The following is an 18,978-nucleotide window of genomic DNA, read 5'->3' on the forward strand; positions in this document are numbered from 1 at the left end:
CACGATCAAACAGTTCTGAGGCATTCTGTTCAAGCTCTTTCTTCCAGGCTGATATCTGATTGGAATGCACACCAAACTGATCGGATAATTCCGAGAGGGTTTTGTCTCCCTTCAAAGCCGCTAACGCCACTTTAGCCTTGAATGCTGGTCCGTGATTTCTTCTGATTCCTTTTGCCATTCTTCTGCTCCTTTTTTTTGATGTTCTAATAAAGCAGATTTTCACTTAAATGGCTGTCCAATTTTTCCAGACCAGCTCTAAATATATAAATTTTAGAATGAGTAATTTTAGTAAAAAAACGGCAAAAACATAACTGAAAAGGAGGTTTTAATAATAAGTATAAAACACAGGGAAATTACAATACCGGAAATTTAACTTAAAAACAAAGACTCCAAAAGCAGAAACTTAATAAGTGTAACTCCAGAACTTCAGGCCCGTTTGCTAATGCAGACGGGCCTGATTGTTTTTGATATGAATTTAAGCGATTACGGCCAGTACTGAGTTTTTAGGAACAGAATCGCCAGACGAAAAGGCTATTTTTTTGATTGTTCCGCTTATGGGTGAGGCTATGGCGTTTTCCATTTTCATTGCTTCAAGCACAACTACTGTTTCGCCTTTATTTACGCTTTCGCCTTCTTTTTTTTCATAACGTGCCACCATTCCTGGCATTGGGGCTGTTATGACTGCTTCTCCATTTTTTACCACGGTTTCTTCTGTCTTTTCGCCAGAAGTCTGCTTTGATTTGTTTTCAAAAGAATTCAGATTGCCAGTCTTTTTGATGTTTTTTAGAACTGGCGTTTTTTCTGATTCGTCCACCCATACTTCGAAAACATCTCCGCCAACAGCTACTTTATAGCTTCTTGCTTTTGTTCCGATTCCTTCTGGTAATGCTTTTTCATTTTCCTTGAGCTGCGTTGATTTGTCTGCTTGGCTTTTTTCGGTTTTGGCAGCTTTTTCGAGCCCATATTTTGTTTTTAGAAATTTTTTTCCAGTGACAGGAAACATTGCATAAAGAATCACATCTTCAGTGTTTTCAGATATTTCCTTAATCTCTTGCTTTGCTCTTTCAAGCTCAGGTTCAAGGATATCGGCAGGTTTACATGTGATCGGCTGACTTCCGCGCTGGTATCCAATGAGAGCTTTTTTCTGGATTTCAGGATCAATCTGAACCGGAGTTCTTCCGTAAAGGCCGAAGCACAGATCTTTCACCTGGTCAGTCACCATTTTGTATCTCTCGTCAGGGGTGTCAAAAAGAACATTATTCATGGTCTGGGTTCCGATGATCTGACTTGACGGTGTTACAAGGGGAGGTTGCCCAAGTTCTTTTCTGACCCTTGGAAGCTCCCGGTAAAAATCATCGAGTCTGTCTATGTTGCCCATTTCCTTGAGCTGATTTATGAAGTTTGAGAGCATGCCTCCAGGAGTCTGGTGAAGAAGTACATTTATATCTATGAGCGATGCTTTGGTATCATCAAGCAGATGCTTGTATTTCGGCATCACGTCTTTTTCGAGGATTTCGTTTATCTCTCCAAGTTTTGCTATATCAAAGCCTGTGTCCCTGTCAGTGCCAAGAAGAGCCATTACAAGAGGTTCCACGGCAGGATGTGAAGTTCTGTAAGCATAAGGAGACATGCATGTGTCTAATATATCAACTCCTGCCTCTATGGCCTTTAGGTGGGTCATGGGAGCAAGGCCTGACGTGAAGTGGGTATGCAGATGAATCGGGATACTTGTATTTTCTTTCAATGCTTTTATCAGATCAAAAGCGTCATAAGGTGCAAGCAGACCAGCCATGTCTTTTATGCAAAGGCTGTCCGCGCCCATGGATTCAAGCTCTCCGGCTTTATCAACATAATAGTTGATATTATATACATCCCCGCCCATTCTTGGTTCTGTGAGCGTATAGCAGATGCAGCCCTGAAAATGCTTTCCTGCCTTTTTTATGGCAGGAACCGCTGATTCGAAATTTCTGTAGTCATTGAGTGCGTCAAAGGTACGGAAAATATCCATACCGTTCTCAGCAGCTTTTTCAATAAAAGCGGTTACCAGATCATCCGAATAATTTCTGTATCCGACTATATTCTGGCCTCTTAAAAGCATGGACATCGGGGTTTTTTTGAAATATTTTTTAAGAATTCTGAGCCTTTCCCAGGGATCTTCATTCAAGAATCTGTGCATTGTGTCGAAAGTGGCTCCGCCCCAGGTTTCGACAGCCCAGAACCCAATTTCATCCATGAGTTCCGCCACAGGAATCATGTCTTCTGTTTTTCCCCTTGTGGAAAAAAGCGACTGGTGGCCGTCCCTTAAACTTAGATCCATAATCTTTACAGGATTTGAGGATGCAGGTCTGTTCTTGTCATAGTTGATTGAGACAGTATTTAAAGATGAATGTCTGGTCATTTTTCACCTGTTTTTTTGTATGAATGTGACTTTTATGGCCAATTTAGAGTCTAAGAAGGACGATTCGTAGGTCGGATTAGAGCGTCCTTTGCCAGTAATCCGACATAGACCAAGTTGCCGATGGGTCGCTTTTTGAAAAAAAGCTCCGCAAAAACTTATGGTTTGATTTGAAATCTGCTTATGCATAATACTTTGTTTCAAGCAAAATCATAAAGTTTTTGAGGGGTTAGGGAAACTTTTTACAAAAAGTTCCCCTCCTTATCCCTTAATTCAGCAATTATTTTCGAATCTGATATTTTGAGTACACTACGCCCGTCCAGACGCCCTCATCTGCATCATAACCCTCTTTAGCATAAACGATTCCCTTGACGCTGACACCCATCGCCCGCTTTTTTTCTGTTCGTTTAAAGATATGATCTGGGCGCTTTGCTCTTTAATATATGAGGTGATCGCCGCCATTATTAGTGCTATCTGTTTTTTTGATATATTTGTTTCCATAATTATAAAGGTATGTTCCCATGTTTTTTTGCAGGTCTTGTTTCTGTTTTGGTGATCAGGGCAGCTAATGCCGAGGCAATTTTTATTCTTGATTCAGATGGTCTTATCACTGCATCAACGAATCCTATGGATGCCGCTTCATAGGGATTTGAAAAAAGGTTTTCGTATTCCTCTATTTTTTCTTTTCTTTTTTCCGAAGGGTTTGACGATCCGTTTATTTCCCTTCTGTGAATAATGTTTGCTGCGCCTTCTGCTCCCATTACTGCTATTTCAGCGCTGGGCCAGGCAAAAACCATGTCTGCTCCAAGGTGTTTAGATGACATGGCAATATAGGCTCCGCCGTATGCTTTTCTTGTTATGAGAAGAATTTTGGGAACAGTTGCCTCGGAATAGCTCCAGAGAATCTTGGCTCCGTGCCTTATGATTCCATTCCATTCCTGATTCGATCCAGGAAGAAATCCTGGCACGTCTGTTATGGTCAGAATAGGAATATTGAATGCATCGCAGAATCTTATGAACCTCGCAGCTTTATCGGATGCGTCTATATCGAGGCATCCTGAAAGAAATGATGGCTGGTTTGCCACAATTCCCACAACCCTGCCGCCGATTCTTGCAAAGCATATGATCATGTTCATCGCAAAATTTCTGAGTGGTTCAAATATGCGCGCGTCATCGACTATGGATGTTATTACGTCCCTCATGTCATAAGGTGTGCTGGGGCTGTCAGGTATTACTGTGTCAAGATCAGGGCATTCCCTGAAAACGCTGTCGTCTGTTGCTTCAAATGGTGCGTCCTCCATATTGTTGGATGGCAGATAAGAAAGCAGTGTTTTGATTGAATCTATGGTTTCATGGTCGTTTTCACAGGCAAAATGGCAGACCCCGCTTTTTTCACTGTGCGTAACGGCTCCGCCAAGATCCTCAAATGATATTTCCTCACCTGTTACAGCCTTGATTACATCAGGGCCTGTTATGAACATCTGGCCGCTCTTTTTGACCATGAAGACAAAGTCCATTATGGCGGGTGAATATACAGCCCCGCCTGCGGTAGGCCCCATGATCGCAGCAATCTGAGGAATTACGCCGGAGGCTGCCGTATTTCTGAAAAACATGTCACCAAAGCCTCCGAGCGCTACGACTCCTTCCTGGATTCTTGCTCCTCCAGAGTCATTCATGGCAATAAAAGGAGCGCCGGTTTTCATGGCAAGATCCATGATCTTGCATATTTTTTTTGCGTGCATCTCGCCGAGTGTGCCAGCGTGGCTTGTGAAATCCTGGGCATAGGCAAAAACAGTCCTGCCTGATACAAGGCCGAATCCTGTTATGACTCCGTCCGCCATTATTTCGGTGTTTTTCATGTCGAAATTTGTGCATCTATGAGTGACGAACTTGTCGATTTCCTGAAATGTTCCTTGATCAAAAAAATATTCCAGACGTTCACGGGCTGTCATTCTGCCTTTGCTTGTCAGTTTTGAGACCGCCTGTTCTCCTCCCATTTCATGAATCTTTTTTTCTTTTTCTTTAAGAATATTTATTTTTTCTTTGATGCTCATATGTTTTTTTCCTGAATTTTTTCTTTGTTGGAACAGTAATTCATGTCTGGTTTACCTGGAGCTTTGCAAAATTTACATACAGCCCTATGATTTTTGATTTGCTCATAGGCTATAGACAGAACAAATTCGTCATCCACGATCATTCTTTTTTGAATGATTTTTTCTTGCCTCAGACCATCAATATAAACTGATTCGCCGATGATTTCCGTATGCGTCAGAGGCTGGTGAAAACCTTGTCCCATCAGCTTTAAAATAGCTTCTTTCATGCTCCAGTTTGTTGTGAGTGTTCTGTCGTCGGAGTTTTCGAGAAGTTTTCTTTCCCTTTCCGAGAATGCCAGCTTTAAAAAATGATCTGTATTCATGGGAGCAATTTTTTCAATATCCACGCCTATCTTGAAGCCAGGCTGAGAAATAAGTGCGGCAATTGCGTAATCATGGGAGTGGGATATTGAAACAGAACTGCGGTAAAGATCAGGCAAATACGGAGCGCCTTTATCTGTGGTCATAACCCTGATCTCAGGCAGAAATATGAAACTCAGATCAAAATGATTCTTTCGGATGCTCTCTATTGCGAGGATTTTTGCAGCAAAGCGTCCGCACATCCATTCAATCTGTTTTTTTAATGTTCTGAAGCTGTTAAGACGCATGATCTCAGATTCGGAAAGGAACAGTATTCTGAAATCTTCATTCACGAATCGTCTTGAACAGGAGAGGCCGTAGTCCTTGATGTCCTGGTGCTTAATATCCCGGTCATTAAGAAGCCATTCCATGAATTCAGATATTCTGATCTGACATAGGCTTATCAGATCATCGAAAAGACTGATAGTTACGCCTGGGGTAGTTGGTTCTGTATTTGGGCTTGTTAAATGCAGTTTCATAAAACCATAATAAATCATGAAGTTTTTGGGGGTGTGGGGGCTTTTTTCAAAAAGCCCCCACGTTATTTTATCACGATGCTTTTTTTTCAGATGAAGAGTTGAAAAGCCCTCTTATGCTCTGCCTCGCGTCTATCTTTCCTATTTTAACCATCTCAAAGCCTTGTATCTTTATGAAAACACGGCCATCGGAATCTGTGAGCGTAAGCTCGAACGTGTCGGTTTTTTTGTTTGATTCTATTTTTCTGGTTATGCAGACACACTCCTCATATCTGCCCGGCATATCAAAAAAGGTCATTTTTTTGATTCCGAACGGCAGGACAAGCTCGTCAGTGCTCATCATATTGAAGAGGCCTCCTGTCTGGAACATCGCATCAACAAGAACAACAGGAGTCATAAAATCCAGGTCTGTAATTCCCTTGAAAAATGGTTTTTCACTCGTATCAGAGATGGAGGTTACAAGGGTTTCTCCGTCAAAGCCCCGGATTGAATTTATGGTTCTGAACAGGCCATCCATGAACAGCCTTGAAGGCTGGTAGATAATCTGACCAAGCTCACCTTCGTGGGCGATTGAAGGCAGATTCGGAAATTCAATGTACTCATCTTCTGGAGAGGAATCACTGAAGATAAAGGTTCCTTTATAATGTTCCTTGGTTACATGACCACTTGGGCTGATGACCTTTGACGCTATTCTGCAAAGCACCTGATCATCCGCTTTTTTTATTGACGTGATTTCAAGGTCAACGGGTCTTTTTTTCAGGATTTTGATGCCATATGGAATAGCAAAATCAGACATCTCCCTCAGGATCATGCCGTTTCCTGAAACAAGACAGGCTGCTTCGGCCATTGTTTCTATACCCGTGGCTCCCAGGAAAACAGGGGTGTCAGCCATGCTGTGATCCAGAAGAAAGAGATCTTTATTTAGATCAAGACATCTCCCGAAAACGGTTTCATTTTCGTTTTCAGAGATTATGGAATCAAGAAAATATGTCTCTTCGGATCCTGGTTCACTTTCATTTTCAGTATCAGAAATAAGTCCGTCAGGATCAAAGGCTCTGTCCATTCCTGTGAAAACTACTTCTCCGCTGTTTTCATGGGCAATTTCAGCCTTGAAATGCCTTATTCCTTCTTTAAGGGGCAAAAAGGTGAGACCTCGACTGGTCAGAACCTTTCTGACAGTTTCATCGGTCGCCATTCCAGCGCCTTCCCATGCTGTCCAGTCCATGATTTTTACGATGAGTTCCGGTCTTTTTATTTTTTCCTGAATAATTAGTTTGCCCAGCATGTCGTTGGCTGCCGTATAATCGCACTGGCCTGCGTTTCCGAATCTGGCTGTTACAGATGAAAAACCGATGATGAATTTAAGATCATGTTTCTCAAAGGATTTTGATATGTTTTTGAATCCTTTTATCTTTGTATCAAATACCCTTGAAAATGATTCCTCAGTCTTTTTGAGAATTGGCTGGCTTTCCTCAACACCTGCCGCGTGGATAATCCCGTTTATTTCAGGATGGGATTCCGCAACTTTTTGAACCGCCTCAAAATCAGTCGCGTCTGCCGAATAGTAAACAACATCTGCGCCAAGCTTTTTAAGCTCTTCGATATTATCCCTTGTTTTGATGATGCGGCTGATCCTTTCCACTGCCTTTTTTACTGCAACAGGTTTTTCTCCTGGCATTCTCTTTTTCATGATCGAAAGCAGTTCCGATGGCTTTGCGGAATCAATTTCTTTGTCAATCTTTTTCAGATCGCTTCTGCCAGTAATGATGAGCTTCAGATTGCTTTCGGAAGGCTTATTTTCAGAAACTACGGATTTTAGTATTTCAAAAGTGATTCCACCTGCTCCGCCTGTGACAAGTACGGCAGATCCTTTTCCAAGCAGATGATTGCCCTGGGGCGCTTTTTCGTTTTTGAGTACAGGTATGAATTTCTGGTCTTTTATATATCCTGTCTCAACCCTTGAATCTTCGGAAAGGATTTCGCTGACAAAACGTTCTGCCACGTAATCCATTGCAGAGTCTGAACCAGATGTTGCCTCAGCGAAATCCACCACCTTGACCCTTGTTTCAGGCATTTCCCTGGCAACTGTTTTCAGAAAGCCGGAAAGGCCTGCGCTTACAGGGTTAATAACTGCATCAGACTTGTTTTCATGGAATATGACCGAATTAAACGCAGGCATTGCTATCAGTTTGAGCTGTTTTTCCTGATTCTGGGCAAACGCCTTGACCGCATTAAAAATAGACAGAATTTGTCCGTCATTGTTCCCTTCGCCAATATTGCCTCCATCATGCCTGCTCACAGCATAAAGATGAATAAGGCCAGATATTTCTGGTCTTTCTTTGGCAAGTTTTGAGAAAATTTCTGCTGTTTTTTCAGGGTTTTCAAAATCAGCCCCAATTTCAGCGGAAGAATCAGGCCCTATCGTGATGATGTTTGCCCCTTTTGATTTCAGAACAGGAATTATTTGGGAAGATAGGCCTATATTATCAAGTGAAACAAGCAGGGTTTGCCCCTTTATTGAAAAGGCTTCTTTTTCAGGGCTTTGAGCTTTTGCTGTCCCCACAGTGAATCTGTATATTTTTGAATCTGATTCTATGGAGCGCATGAATGCGCCATTTGAAATATCTGAAATGCTTTTTTTTATGGATGCCGAACCTGTTTTGCCGCTGTCAATGAATGCGGCAATATTTGCGATGCTTTTCATCTCCCTGATGTCAACTTCTTCGGATATATCTATTCCGAAATGATTTGTTACAAGGCTGAAAACATCAACCAGCTTCAGGGTGTCGATTCCAAGATCTGCCTCAAGATCATATTCATCATTAAGCATGATCATTGAATAGCCGGTATGTTCGGATATTATTTTCTTTATGGTTTCCGCTGTTTCAGGTTTGTATTTTACTTTGTCTGTTTTTATGGAAGGTGAAGGTTCAGGAACTGATAAAGTTTCTGTAATTGATGAATAAGGAATAAGGCCTTCAATGAAATCAGCTATTGAAGAAATTGTATTAAGCTCCCTTAGGTTTGCTCCTTCAGGAATCTCGACTCCGAATGCCGCTGTTATTTTTCCGAAAATCTCCACCTGTTTTACTGTGTCGATTCCAAGATCAGCCTCAAGGTCCAGGCCATATTCAAGCATATCTTCAGAATAGCCTGTCTGATCGCTTATGATTTTTCTTACTTTTTCTTTGGCATTAATAGAGATGTTCTTTTTTTCAGGTTCGCTTGAAGTCTTTTTTACAGGTTCTGGAAGAAGCTTACCAATGAAAGCTGCTATGCCTGAAATTGTGTTTAGTTCCCTTAAGTTTGCTCCTTCAGGCATTTCAACATCAAAAGCTGCTGTTATTCTGCCGAAGATCTCCACCTGCTTCACGGTGTCTATTCCAAGATCAGCCTCAAGATCGAGATCATCGCCAAGCATGTCTTCGGAATAACCTGTTTGCTCGGCTATGATTTTTCTAATTTCTTCTTTAACATTAAGAGAAATGTTCTTTTTTTCAGGTTCGGCTGGAGTCGTTTTAGCGGGTTCTGGCAAAAGTTTGCTGATGAAAGCTGCTATGCCTGAAATTGTGTTTAATTCCCTTAAATTTGCTCCTTCCGGCATTTCAACGTCAAAGCTGGCGGTAATTTTACCGAAAATTTCCACCTGCTTTACGGTATCGATTCCAAGATCAGCCTCAAGATCAAGATCATCTCCGAGCATGTCATCGGAATATCCGGTCTGCTCAGCTATTATGGATTTGATTATTTTATTTGTATTGAATGATGCAGTTGCCGCAGCTGGCACTTTCTGTAAAGGCAGAGCTTTTTCCGGATCTTTTTTCGGGCTTTCCTGAATCGTACCAGCTTTCTTATTTGCTGAAACCGGGGCCGGAGCTTCCAGGCAAAGGGTTTTGTTTATTTCCCTGATTACAGGATTGTCTGCACCTGAAATCTTTTTGAGCCATTCACTGTATACAGGATTACCGATTGCACTGTTTTCCTTTGTTTTTTTGATAAAAAGAAAAGCGAAGTGTGATCCGAATCCTGCCGAAAGATGTATGCCGTATTCAAAATCGCTCTTCTCGCCCTTGCTGAATTTAAGGTCTGCAAAATTTGCGGGTATTTTCTTTAGATTGGCCACAGGTGGAACCTTGCCTGTCTGCAAAGCCTTGACCATTACAGCGTCTTCAATGGCAGCTCCCAGTGTGTGTCCTGTGTAGCCTTTGGTGTTTGTTATCGTTATTTTTTCAGCAAGATTTCCGTACGATGCCCGCAAAGCTTCGATTTCAGCGTCCGCGCTTCCACCGCGCGCAGGTGTGAAAGTCTCGTGGGACATGAAAACGGTTTTTTCTACATATTTAGATTTCTCAAGATTATGGCGTTTTTCAAACTGATTTACGAATGCAACCATTTCGCCTGCAAGGTGCTTGACGTCAATGCCTGTGGTGTGGAAAGCGGAGTTTCCGATGCGTGTTCCGAGTATTTCAGCCTGTCCGTTCATGCCTCGGTGTTTTATTCTGTCGGTTCTTTCGACAATGAGAGACGTTGCTCCAGCGCCCAAAATAGTTCCGTTTCTGTCCTCATCAAATGGTTTTGCCGCTTCCTGGACGCTTTTTTTAATTGAGGCCGCTCCAAGTGATAAAAAGCCGGAACCAATCCATGGTCCCTGGTTTTTGCTTGTTGCAGCTTCGCCTCCGATTATGACTACCCTCTCGCATCTTCCGGCCCTTATCCAGTCTTCTGCAACGCATACTGCCTGGGTTGTGGACGCGCAGGCTCCGCTCATCTGTATATTCGGGCCTTTTGCCTTTATAATTCTGGCAAAATGGGCAGAACCAAGCGGCGTGATGTTGGCAGGGAAGTCACGCTTAAAAACATATTTATCTTTACCTTTGATCTGTTTGTCCCAGACTCCGAAAAACCATTCGGTGATTTTTGATTTTATGTCCGGATCAGAAAGATTCTCCATCAGGAAATAATAAACTTTTTCCATTTCCTGATATGGTTTCACAAAGAATTTCTGGCGGTAATATTCCCTGACCTCAGTGATCAGCGTATCCCAGCCTGGAAAGAGGGACGTGAGGATTACACCTGTGGTATTCTGCATTTCAGAAGGAAGCGCCAATCCTTCGGGAATCATAGCGCCTGCGGCTGTTTCCCTGTAATTCATAACAAGAGGTATTCCGGCATCTTTTAGTGCCTCTATTCCGGCTGCTATGGAAAGAGCTATGGTGATGTCATATTCAGCCTCTATTCCGTATTCATCTTTAAGATCAAAGAACCCTAATTTGCCAGCAAGCTGGATTACTTCTTCAGGACTTGTTATTTCCTGGAATTTTGCGTTTCCGTCGGACTGCTTCACAAGCTTTGTAATGTTCTTGTCCAGCATTTTATCTTTTTCTGTGTCTGTCAGAGCTTCTATGAAATTCTGGCCTGACAGAAGTCTGTCAAAATTGTCTGATTCAAAAACATGTTTTGCAGTTCCTGGCAGACCTATGGACACTCCTGCAATGGATATGCTTCCTGTGTAGAATCCGAACTGGTCGTAAGCTTCGAGTCTGGCGTCTCTCTTTTTGTTTTTGTATTCGTTGAAGAGCTTTTCCCTGATGAGATCATGATTTTCTTTTAAAAAGTCGTCGAATTCCGTGTCGTCATCGGGTTTTATATTAATTTTTTGTGCGTGATTATTGGAGTCGACAGTTTTTAAAGCTGTTGTTGAAATAAAACCTTTTTCTGAAAGCAGGGCCATTGCGTTTTCAAAAGATCTGCTATCCCCCGATTTGGAGTCAATGGTGTTGATACATGTTATTCCTTCAAGATCCATATCATTTACAAGATTTGTAAGGATTTTGCCTGAACCGGCCTCCACAAAGTTCCTGATTCCTGCTTCATAAAGATGTTCAACTGACTTGATGAACTCGACAGGTGAAATAATCTGGCTGACAAGAAGATTCTTGATTTCCTCATGGTCTTCAGGATAAGGCCTTGCAGTTACATTTGAAATAATTCTGCCACAATAGGCCTTTTTAAATGATATTTCCCTAAAGGCTTCTGTCATTCCTGAAGCAGCTGATGCAAACAGAGGAGTATGAAACGCTCCTGAAAGATTCAGCTTTCTGTAAAGAATTCCTTTTGAACTGAGCAGAATCGAAAAATCAGCCATTCCTGCCTTGCTGCCTGAAACAACAGTCTGTTTTCTGCTGTTTTTGTTGGCGATATAAATATCTCTTATGCCCGATTCATTTATGATGGCCCCGACTTCTTCGCTTCCTTTGAATACTGCCATTATTTCTCCGGGAACTTCCTCGGACGCTTTTTTCATAAGAGAGGATCTTTTCAGAACCAACTTGAAAGCAGTTTCAAAATCAAGCATGCCAGATGTGAAGAGAGCCGTGTATTCTCCGATGCTGTGGCCTATGAACGCGTCCGCTATCAGGCCCTTTTTTTCAAGCTCGGTGAATATGGCGGCAGAAGCAAGAAATACGGCTGGCTGGGTATTTTCCGTGGAATTCAGATCCTTTGAATCAATTGCTCCGGAAGATCCTTCAAACATCATGGACAAAAGGGAATAGCCTCTTTCATTCCTGAAAATGGATTCAGCCTTGTCAAGCATGGTTCTGATTCCGGATTCAGTTGCGTAAAGTTCCTTGAGCATTCCCTTGTACTGCGCTCCCTGGCCTGAAAGAAGGACAGCGACGCCGTTTTTTCTCATGAGTGTGAATGAAGGTGCCGAAGTTTCTTTCGCTGCCGGAAGGCTAACAGCTTTTTCATTTGCCATCCATGCAGGGATAGAGCCAGCCACCATATGGCCATGATTGCCTCCGAATCCGAAGATATTGGCCGCAAATACAGGCCGCTTACTGTCTTTGAGATCTCTTTGCTCAGGGCTTGCCTGGATATGTGAGGTTTTTTTAGTCATTGAAGACTCAGGATCAAAGCTGTTGAACGGAAGAACAGTCCTGTTGCTGTTCATTAGGATCATTCTTGTCAGGGCTACAGCAGGGTTTGCGGCCTTGTAATATCCGAATTCCGGTTTGATATTTCCGTATGATGTTGTTTTTCTGAACATTGCTTTGACTGATCGGTGTTCGATCTGGTCAAGCAGATAATGACCAAATCCGAAAACGTCGAGATGATCTATTTCATCCCTGCTTGATCCGGCTTTTTCATGGGCTGTTTCTATAACCTGATTAAAAAGGGAAGCAGAAGGGGAGAACATATTGTCTCCAGCCTTGGATTTCATTTCAATGCTTCTTAATTCCCCAAGAACAGGCATTCCAAGCTCTTTCGCCTTTTTGTAAGTCGTAAGAATCTGTATTGCCGCGCCTTCAGAAAGAACAACGCCCGAGCCTTTCTCGTCAAAAACGTGGGTGTCTTTTTCGCTTAAAAGTCCAAGACGTTTGAAAACCATCATCATTGTCGGATAGAGGTTGGTATCAACACCGCCTGTAATGACAAAATCAGATGTTTTTGCAAGAAGTCCCATGACAGAGGCTCTGATGGCAAGGGCTGACGAAGCGCAAGCTGCATCAATAATGAAGTTCGCTCCGTTACAGCCGAAAAAATTGGCTATTCTTCCTGATACTATGTTTGAAAGAAGGCCTGGGGTTGTATCTTCAGACAGCCTTGGAAGTCTTTTTTTGAATACTTCTACTATCTTGTCAGCGATTATTCCGGCTGTTTCAGGGTTGATTTCTTCGGTTTCGGCAATGATGCGACGGATAAACGGCAGTCTTACCCTAAGGACGTTTTCAACATAATGGTTGCCGCTTATTGTTCCAAGTATGACATTGACTTTGTTGCCGAAATCAAGAACCTTTGAAAGACCTGATGAGCTGATTGCCTGATCTGCTGCGGTCAGCCCGAAAAGCTGGGCCCTGTCAACCGAAGCTGCGGACATTGGCGGAATTTTATATTTTACGTTGTTGAATTTAAAATCAGGCACAACTCCTGCCTTGACCTTTGGAATTCCATATTCCTTGTCTTTGTCCGAAGCGTAGGCATCTGCGCTGAATCTGAGTTCAGGAGTTTCGGTTATTGCGGAATCTCCTTCAAGGAGTTTTTTCCAGAAAGCTTCTATGGACGCTGCACCTGGAAGAACCGCTCCGAGTCCTGTCACTATTATTCTGTCTTCATTCGGGTCCCATGATGGATCAGGGAAAATTCTTCTTTCGACTTGCTTATAGGTTTTTGTATATTCCTCAATTACGCAGTGATAATTTATTCCTCCGAAACCATACGAACTTACTGCGGCTTTTCTTGTTTTTCCTTCAGAAATGTCCCATGGCTGGGCGTCTTTAATGATGAACAGTCCTGATTTATCATTTATTTCAGTGCCTGATGCCTTGCGGAAATCAGCATTCGGTGGCAGGGTTTTGTTATTTATTGAAAGAATTGCCTTGGCGAGTCCTGCTGCTCCTGCTCCTCCAAGAAGATGGCCTATCTGGGATTTTATCGAGCTTATTCCTATGGATTTTCCTGATCCGTAAAATGCTTTCAGGGTTTCAATTTCAGCTGCGTCGCCCATCACTGTCGAAGTCCCGTGAGCCTCGATGTATCCAATTTCTTCAGGAGTGATTGGTGTTTTTGCGTTTTCAAAGCACCTTTTTAAAGCAAGCTCCTGACCTTTGGGATTTGGAGCTGCTATGGCTTTTCCTTTGCCGTCGGAGCTGGCTCCCATGCCTTTGATTATCGCGAGAATATTGTCTCCGTCCCTGAGTGCGTCCCTCATGCGCTTAAGAACAAAAGCTCCGGCGCCTTCTCCAAGAACAAATCCGTTTGCCCTTTCATCAAATGGCCATGAACCTTGTCCTGAAAGAGCGCCCATTCTTGAAAATCCAATAAATGCTTCAGGAGAGAGGTTAGTGTTAAGTCCGCCAGTGACAACAGCATCGCATGATCCTGACAAAAGCTCTCTTATCCCGCAGTCAATTGCCGCGAATGACGTGGCGCAGGCCGCATCAACCACATAATTGGGGCCTTCGACATTAAGTGCAGAAGCAATCCTTGAGGCTTCAATATTCAGCACGGCCGTATCCGGCGGTTCGTTTTTGTGATTCTTGGCAAGCCCGTTTTTGAGGTTTTCGAGGAGAACCGTCTTATGTTCATCTGAAAGAGCCTGAAACTCAGGAATCTTTTCCATTTCAAATCTTATTTCAGGCGTATAATATTTTAGCTGAAGATCGTTTGTAAGTTCGTTGCCGAGGCATGACGCGATGATGACTGCCGTATTTAGGGGAAGGGATCGCTCACGTGTATAACCGGCAGAATGAGCGGCCTGTTTTGCTGCCGTCAGAATGAACTGCTGGCTTCTTGATATTTTTGAACTCTGCTCTTCATCAAGACCAAAATCTGAATGCATGAACGAGAATTTTTCAACTGTTCCTGCTATGTTTGAATAGGTTTTGTTTTCATCAGATTTGTCATCAGTATAATAAAGGCTGTTGTCCAGCCTGTTCTCAGGAACAGGCCTGATTGAGGATTTTTTTTCTAATATGTTCTGCCAAAGCTCTTCAGGAGAGAATGCGTCAGGAAATACACAGCCCATGCCTGTTATTGCTATTTCATCATTGATCTCATGGTCTGGTCTCGTGAGAATTTCTAATCTGTCCAGATTCTTTGCAAGAATATCCTTTGTGGCAAAATAGCGGTCATGGATTTCCTGGATTGTCGTTACTTCCTTAAAAAATGCAAGACTGTCGCCAACGCAGAAATTGCCTCTGTCATAGATTTCGTCTTCATTGAACCATACATATTGGGATGGATCATTTTTGAAATCAGGGACAAATCCCTTTGCTCCGATCAGAAGAGAGCCCATATTGTCATGCTCGAATGCTTTTTTACGGTCATTGAGGGGCATGCCGCCTGATATTCTCTCATGTTCGCGGTCAAGCATCTTTAGTGAAAATGGTGAGGCCACTGTTCTTGAAGGAAGCCCCACGGTTTTTCCAATAACAAGGGTGGACTCTTTATCAAGAATTTCTTTCTGATATCTTTGGGTCATTCCCTTTGTTTCGATTATTTCATTTGTGAAAAGATAGGCGCTTCCAACCTGAATACCTATTTTAACACCCTTTTTGGCAAGGAATGCAGTCATTCCTGATATGAAGTGTGATCCTGATGAAGTTGAAATACCGCCTGCAAAGATAAGGGTTTTTCCTGATGCTTCGGCATTACTCATCCTTGCAAGCCTGTCAACGGAAAGCTCCCAGAGAACGAGACTTGCCAGGCTTCCCACATGGCCGCCAGCTTCGGTTCCTTCAAGAATATATCTTGAGCATCCGTTCTGAATGGCATTTTCAAGTATCATTGTGGAAGGCGTATGGAGATAGGTTTTTGTGCCGTTTTTTTCAAGATCAGCGGCCTGGAATGGTGAGCCTGCCGCAAAAAGAGCAAATGGAGACTTGTATTTTTTTACAAGATCAAGATGACTTCCAAGGGACTTGTTAAAAACCTCTATCCCGATTAATCCTGCTCCGTAAGGAATGCTGATTTCAGAAGCATTTTTTAAAACAGGATCTGCAATATGGGTCGGAAGATTTCCCATGGCAAAAAAAGGAAGCCCCCCAGCCTTGAATATCTTTTCCGCAAAATCAGCGCTTTCACTGATATTTGCCATGGGGCCCTGGATAATCGGATATTTTGTACCGTGCTCTCTGGCAAGTTCAGAATTCTCAGAAATAGGATCATAGCTGCCAAGGTCTGCAATATGATCACTGATGTTCCTGAAAAAAGCTGTAATGATTTCTTTTATGGTTTTGCCGTATGATGCGAATATGCGGGCAAATGAAGCGTCCTGGCCAAGATAGAAAAGACTCTGAACCGCATTTGCATCTTTGTTGTCGAGGGCGCAGCAGCTATTTTTGATTGTTCCAAAAAAAACATCTGCTTCGTTGTCATCTCTTTTGTTTGAAAGTGCGAAATGGCTTTCCTTTTTTTTCAGATCATGTGCGATGGAAGTGCCGAGTTTTGCAAAAAAACGGAATTTAACTCCATTTGGGCCTTCCACAAGGATAGTATCGAGTTCTTCCATTGTTTCAAAAAGCTTTCTGAAATTGGCAGAAACCGGTGCCTCGGCAGCAAGATAAAGCTGGCTGTCCAGAACCACTCCGCTAACACCTGCGCAGAACATGCCAGCAGCATTATGCATTCCAACTCCGCCATGCATGAAAACAGGGTAATTCGTGTTTTGAAGATACCACTGCATCAGTACATAGCCAGTATAACCTGAGACAAGGCCTCCTGATTCCGTTCCTTTAAGTATTATCGCATCAGGCGCTATGGTTTCCAGAGTGTCATTGATATTGATGTCACGTACTTCCAGAATGATTTTAAAGGATCTTGATGCAGGTTCGTAATTTTTAAGTTCATCTTTATAAAGTCCGTAGATAATGAGAGCATCAAGATAATCATGTCTTTTGCTGTAAAGCCTTTTTATCAGCTCTGAGTTTGTGGCAGGGATTCTTACTCCAAACAGAATGCATGCATTGCCGAGCATTTCAGCATATTGCAGTATTTCATCATTCTGAAAGAATTCGGTGTCAAGGACTGGCAGACCTCCTGCCTCATGGACAGACTTGAAAAAATTAAGGTCAAACACTCTGGTCGGTGGGTAGGCCATAAAAGGGAGCCTTGAATCAAGTATTCTTCTAATCACGACTATTCTCCTGTTGCGGGCTGATGCCCATGTTTTTGAAAAAATCAGGCCTTTTATGAAGGAAAAAATTGTAACAAGATTTCTAAAAACTACTTCTTGTTTGCGGCCTGTTCCAGCTGGACGCCTTAATAGCATTATCTGTGCCACCGTTGCCTGTGCATGGTTAACCTTCCAGAATTATGAAATATTCATGCAATGCAGCAGAAATGAGTTTGGCTCTTGCAAAGGTTGGTTTGTTCAAATATGGTATAGTATACATACAAAAAAAGAATAACCACTGGAGGAGATATGGCTAAAAAACACAGACTCACTGACAGCGAAAGAAAATATTTCGAGATGATCTGGACAGCAGGCATGACCAATCCATTCAGTGATGAAAGGAAGAAGATAGATTTTGCAATTGCTGGTGCATTCCCTGATGTTTCTCATCAGGAGATGATCGCGAGGCTGGTAGGAGAGCTTGCTGAAAGACTGGACAAACTCGAGAAAGAGGGCAGGGGACATATCAGGTCGTATGAAGGTGAAGACAGACGGCTGCTTCATACAGCTTTCCTATTCGAGCTTTTCTACAGGTTCAGAAAACGCATAGACAGCATGATTCAGGATCAGATCAAAGCTGGAAACAAGCCTGTCAAGGTAAGCTTTGCTGCCGAAGCAATGGAGCTTATGGCCAAGCGAGGTATCGAGAGGGGGAATCTCTTTGAGATGGCGTTTCAGCTAAGGCGGGCGTATTTTTTCATAGACAGGGCGCTGGTCGGCAGAAGCCCTTCCATGAAGCTCCTCAGGAAAAGCCTCTGGAACAATGTGTTCACACACAAGCTTCATCTTTATGACAAATATCTTTGGAACAGGATGGAGGATTTTTCTACCATTTTACTTGGCGAGACAGGAACAGGCAAGGGAACCGCGGCAATGGCGATAGGCAGATCCGGCTTTATTCCTTTTGACGCAGAGAACGCCCGTTTTGTTAACAGCTTTACTGATACCTTCACTTCACTCAATCTTTCCCAGTTTCCTGAAACAATTATCGAGTCAGAGCTGTTCGGCCATAAAAAAGGTTCGTTCACAGGAGCGGTTGAAGATTACAAAGGATTTCTCGCAAGATGTTCACCTTATGGAGCAATATTTCTGGATGAAATAGGAGACGTTTCAGCCCATGTCCAGATTAAGCTTTTGAATGTTCTCCAGGAAAGAGAGTTCTACCCTGTGGGCAGCCATGAAAGCATAAGATTCCACGGAAGGGTAATAGCAGCCACAAACAGATCCCTTGAAAAACTTAGAGAAAGCGGTTTCAGGGAGGATTTTTATTACAGGCTCTGTTCAGACCAGATAACAATGCCAGCGCTCAGGGAAAGAATCAGGGAAAACCCCTCAGAGCTTGATGATCTACTTTCACACACGATAAACCGGCTTGTGGGATCGCCTTCTCCCGAGCTTTTTGAAATGTCGAAAAACGTGATAATGGATCGTCTTGGCCCTAATTATTCATGGCCAGGAAATGTTCGCGAACTTGAGCAGTGCGTGAGAAGAATAATACTCACAAGTTCATATGAGGGACATAAACCTTCCGGCGGACCAGAAAGCACAGTTTCAATTCTTAAAAGGGGCGTTGAGGAAGGCACCTTGACTGCAACAGATCTTCTTTCAGGCTACTGCGCAGGCTTGTATGAAGTTTCCAGAACCTATGGCGACGTGGCGAGAAAAACCGGCCTGGACTGGAGAACCGTTAAGAAATACGTTGATGATTGGAACACGGCAAAAAACAGATGATTTAAAGAAGATGGACACGCAAAAACTAAAAAATGCGTCGGTGTCATGCCGGGCTTGATCCAGAATCCAGTAATTTCAGCCACTTCTTGATTACGGTCTGCGCCGGAATGACAAGAATCGGACTTTTTGCGATCTTGTCTATACTTCACATCGTCATAATTTGAACTCTTCTGTTAAATGGAAGGTCAAAGACCGCTTTTTGAAAAAAGCTTGGCAAAAACTTTTCGGTTATGGATTCTTTTGCTT

The 18,978-nt window shown here is 42.8% G+C and carries 6 protein-coding genes; 1 reads left to right on the plus strand and 5 read right to left on the minus strand.

Features of this window, described 5'->3' with window-relative positions; all coding sequences use genetic code 11:
- The 5 genes from K245_RS0117945 to K245_RS25235 form a co-directional block, all read right to left on the minus strand.
- A partial coding sequence (locus K245_RS0117945) for a transposase (protein WP_027360324.1) occupies positions 1-178 on the minus strand: 178 nt, incomplete at its 3' end.
- A 297-nt stretch (positions 179-475) separates the two neighbouring features.
- Positions 476-2,398 (minus strand): pyruvate carboxylase subunit B, encoded by a 1,923-nt coding sequence (locus tag K245_RS0117950; RefSeq protein ID WP_027360325.1) that lies wholly within the window; start codon positions 2,396-2,398, stop codon positions 476-478.
- Positions 2,399-2,898: 500 nt separating this feature from the next.
- Positions 2,899-4,449, minus strand: a complete 1,551-nt coding sequence (locus K245_RS0117960) for an acyl-CoA carboxylase subunit beta (protein ID WP_035277510.1) — start codon at positions 4,447-4,449, stop codon at positions 2,899-2,901.
- Complete coding sequence (locus tag K245_RS26930; protein ID WP_027360328.1) at positions 4,446-5,327, minus strand: 4'-phosphopantetheinyl transferase family protein; 882 nt, start codon at positions 5,325-5,327, stop codon at positions 4,446-4,448. The genes K245_RS0117960 and K245_RS26930 overlap by 4 nt, the downstream gene beginning before the upstream one ends.
- Before the next feature lie 70 nt (positions 5,328-5,397).
- Positions 5,398-16,962, minus strand: a complete 11,565-nt coding sequence (locus K245_RS25235; RefSeq protein ID WP_198013926.1) for a type I polyketide synthase — start codon at positions 16,960-16,962, stop codon at positions 5,398-5,400.
- A gap of 288 nt (positions 16,963-17,250) precedes the next feature.
- Between K245_RS25235 and K245_RS0117975 the strand changes: the two genes are divergently transcribed.
- On the plus strand, positions 17,251-18,732 hold the full coding sequence (locus K245_RS0117975; protein ID WP_035277511.1) for a sigma 54-interacting transcriptional regulator: 1,482 nt from the start codon (positions 17,251-17,253) through the stop codon (positions 18,730-18,732).
- Positions 18,733-18,978: the final 246 nt, after the last annotated feature.

The organism is Desulforegula conservatrix Mb1Pa (assembly GCF_000426225.1).
Lineage (GTDB): Bacteria > Desulfobacterota > Desulfobacteria > Desulfobacterales > Desulforegulaceae > Desulforegula > Desulforegula conservatrix.

What these genes read in the sequence shown, in the direction of transcription:
- K245_RS0117950 (WP_027360325.1), bottom strand. Translation starts at nt 2,398, where the DNA reads ATGACCAGACATTCATCTTTAAATACTGTCTCAATCAACTATGACAAG.
- K245_RS0117960 (WP_035277510.1), bottom strand. Translation starts at nt 4,449, where the DNA reads ATGAGCATCAAAGAAAAAATAAATATTCTTAAAGAAAAAGAAAAAAAG.
- K245_RS26930 (WP_027360328.1), bottom strand. Translation starts at nt 5,327, where the DNA reads ATGAAACTGCATTTAACAAGCCCAAATACAGAACCAACTACCCCAGGC.
- K245_RS0117975 (WP_035277511.1), top strand. Translation starts at nt 17,251, where the DNA reads ATGGCTAAAAAACACAGACTCACTGACAGCGAAAGAAAATATTTCGAG.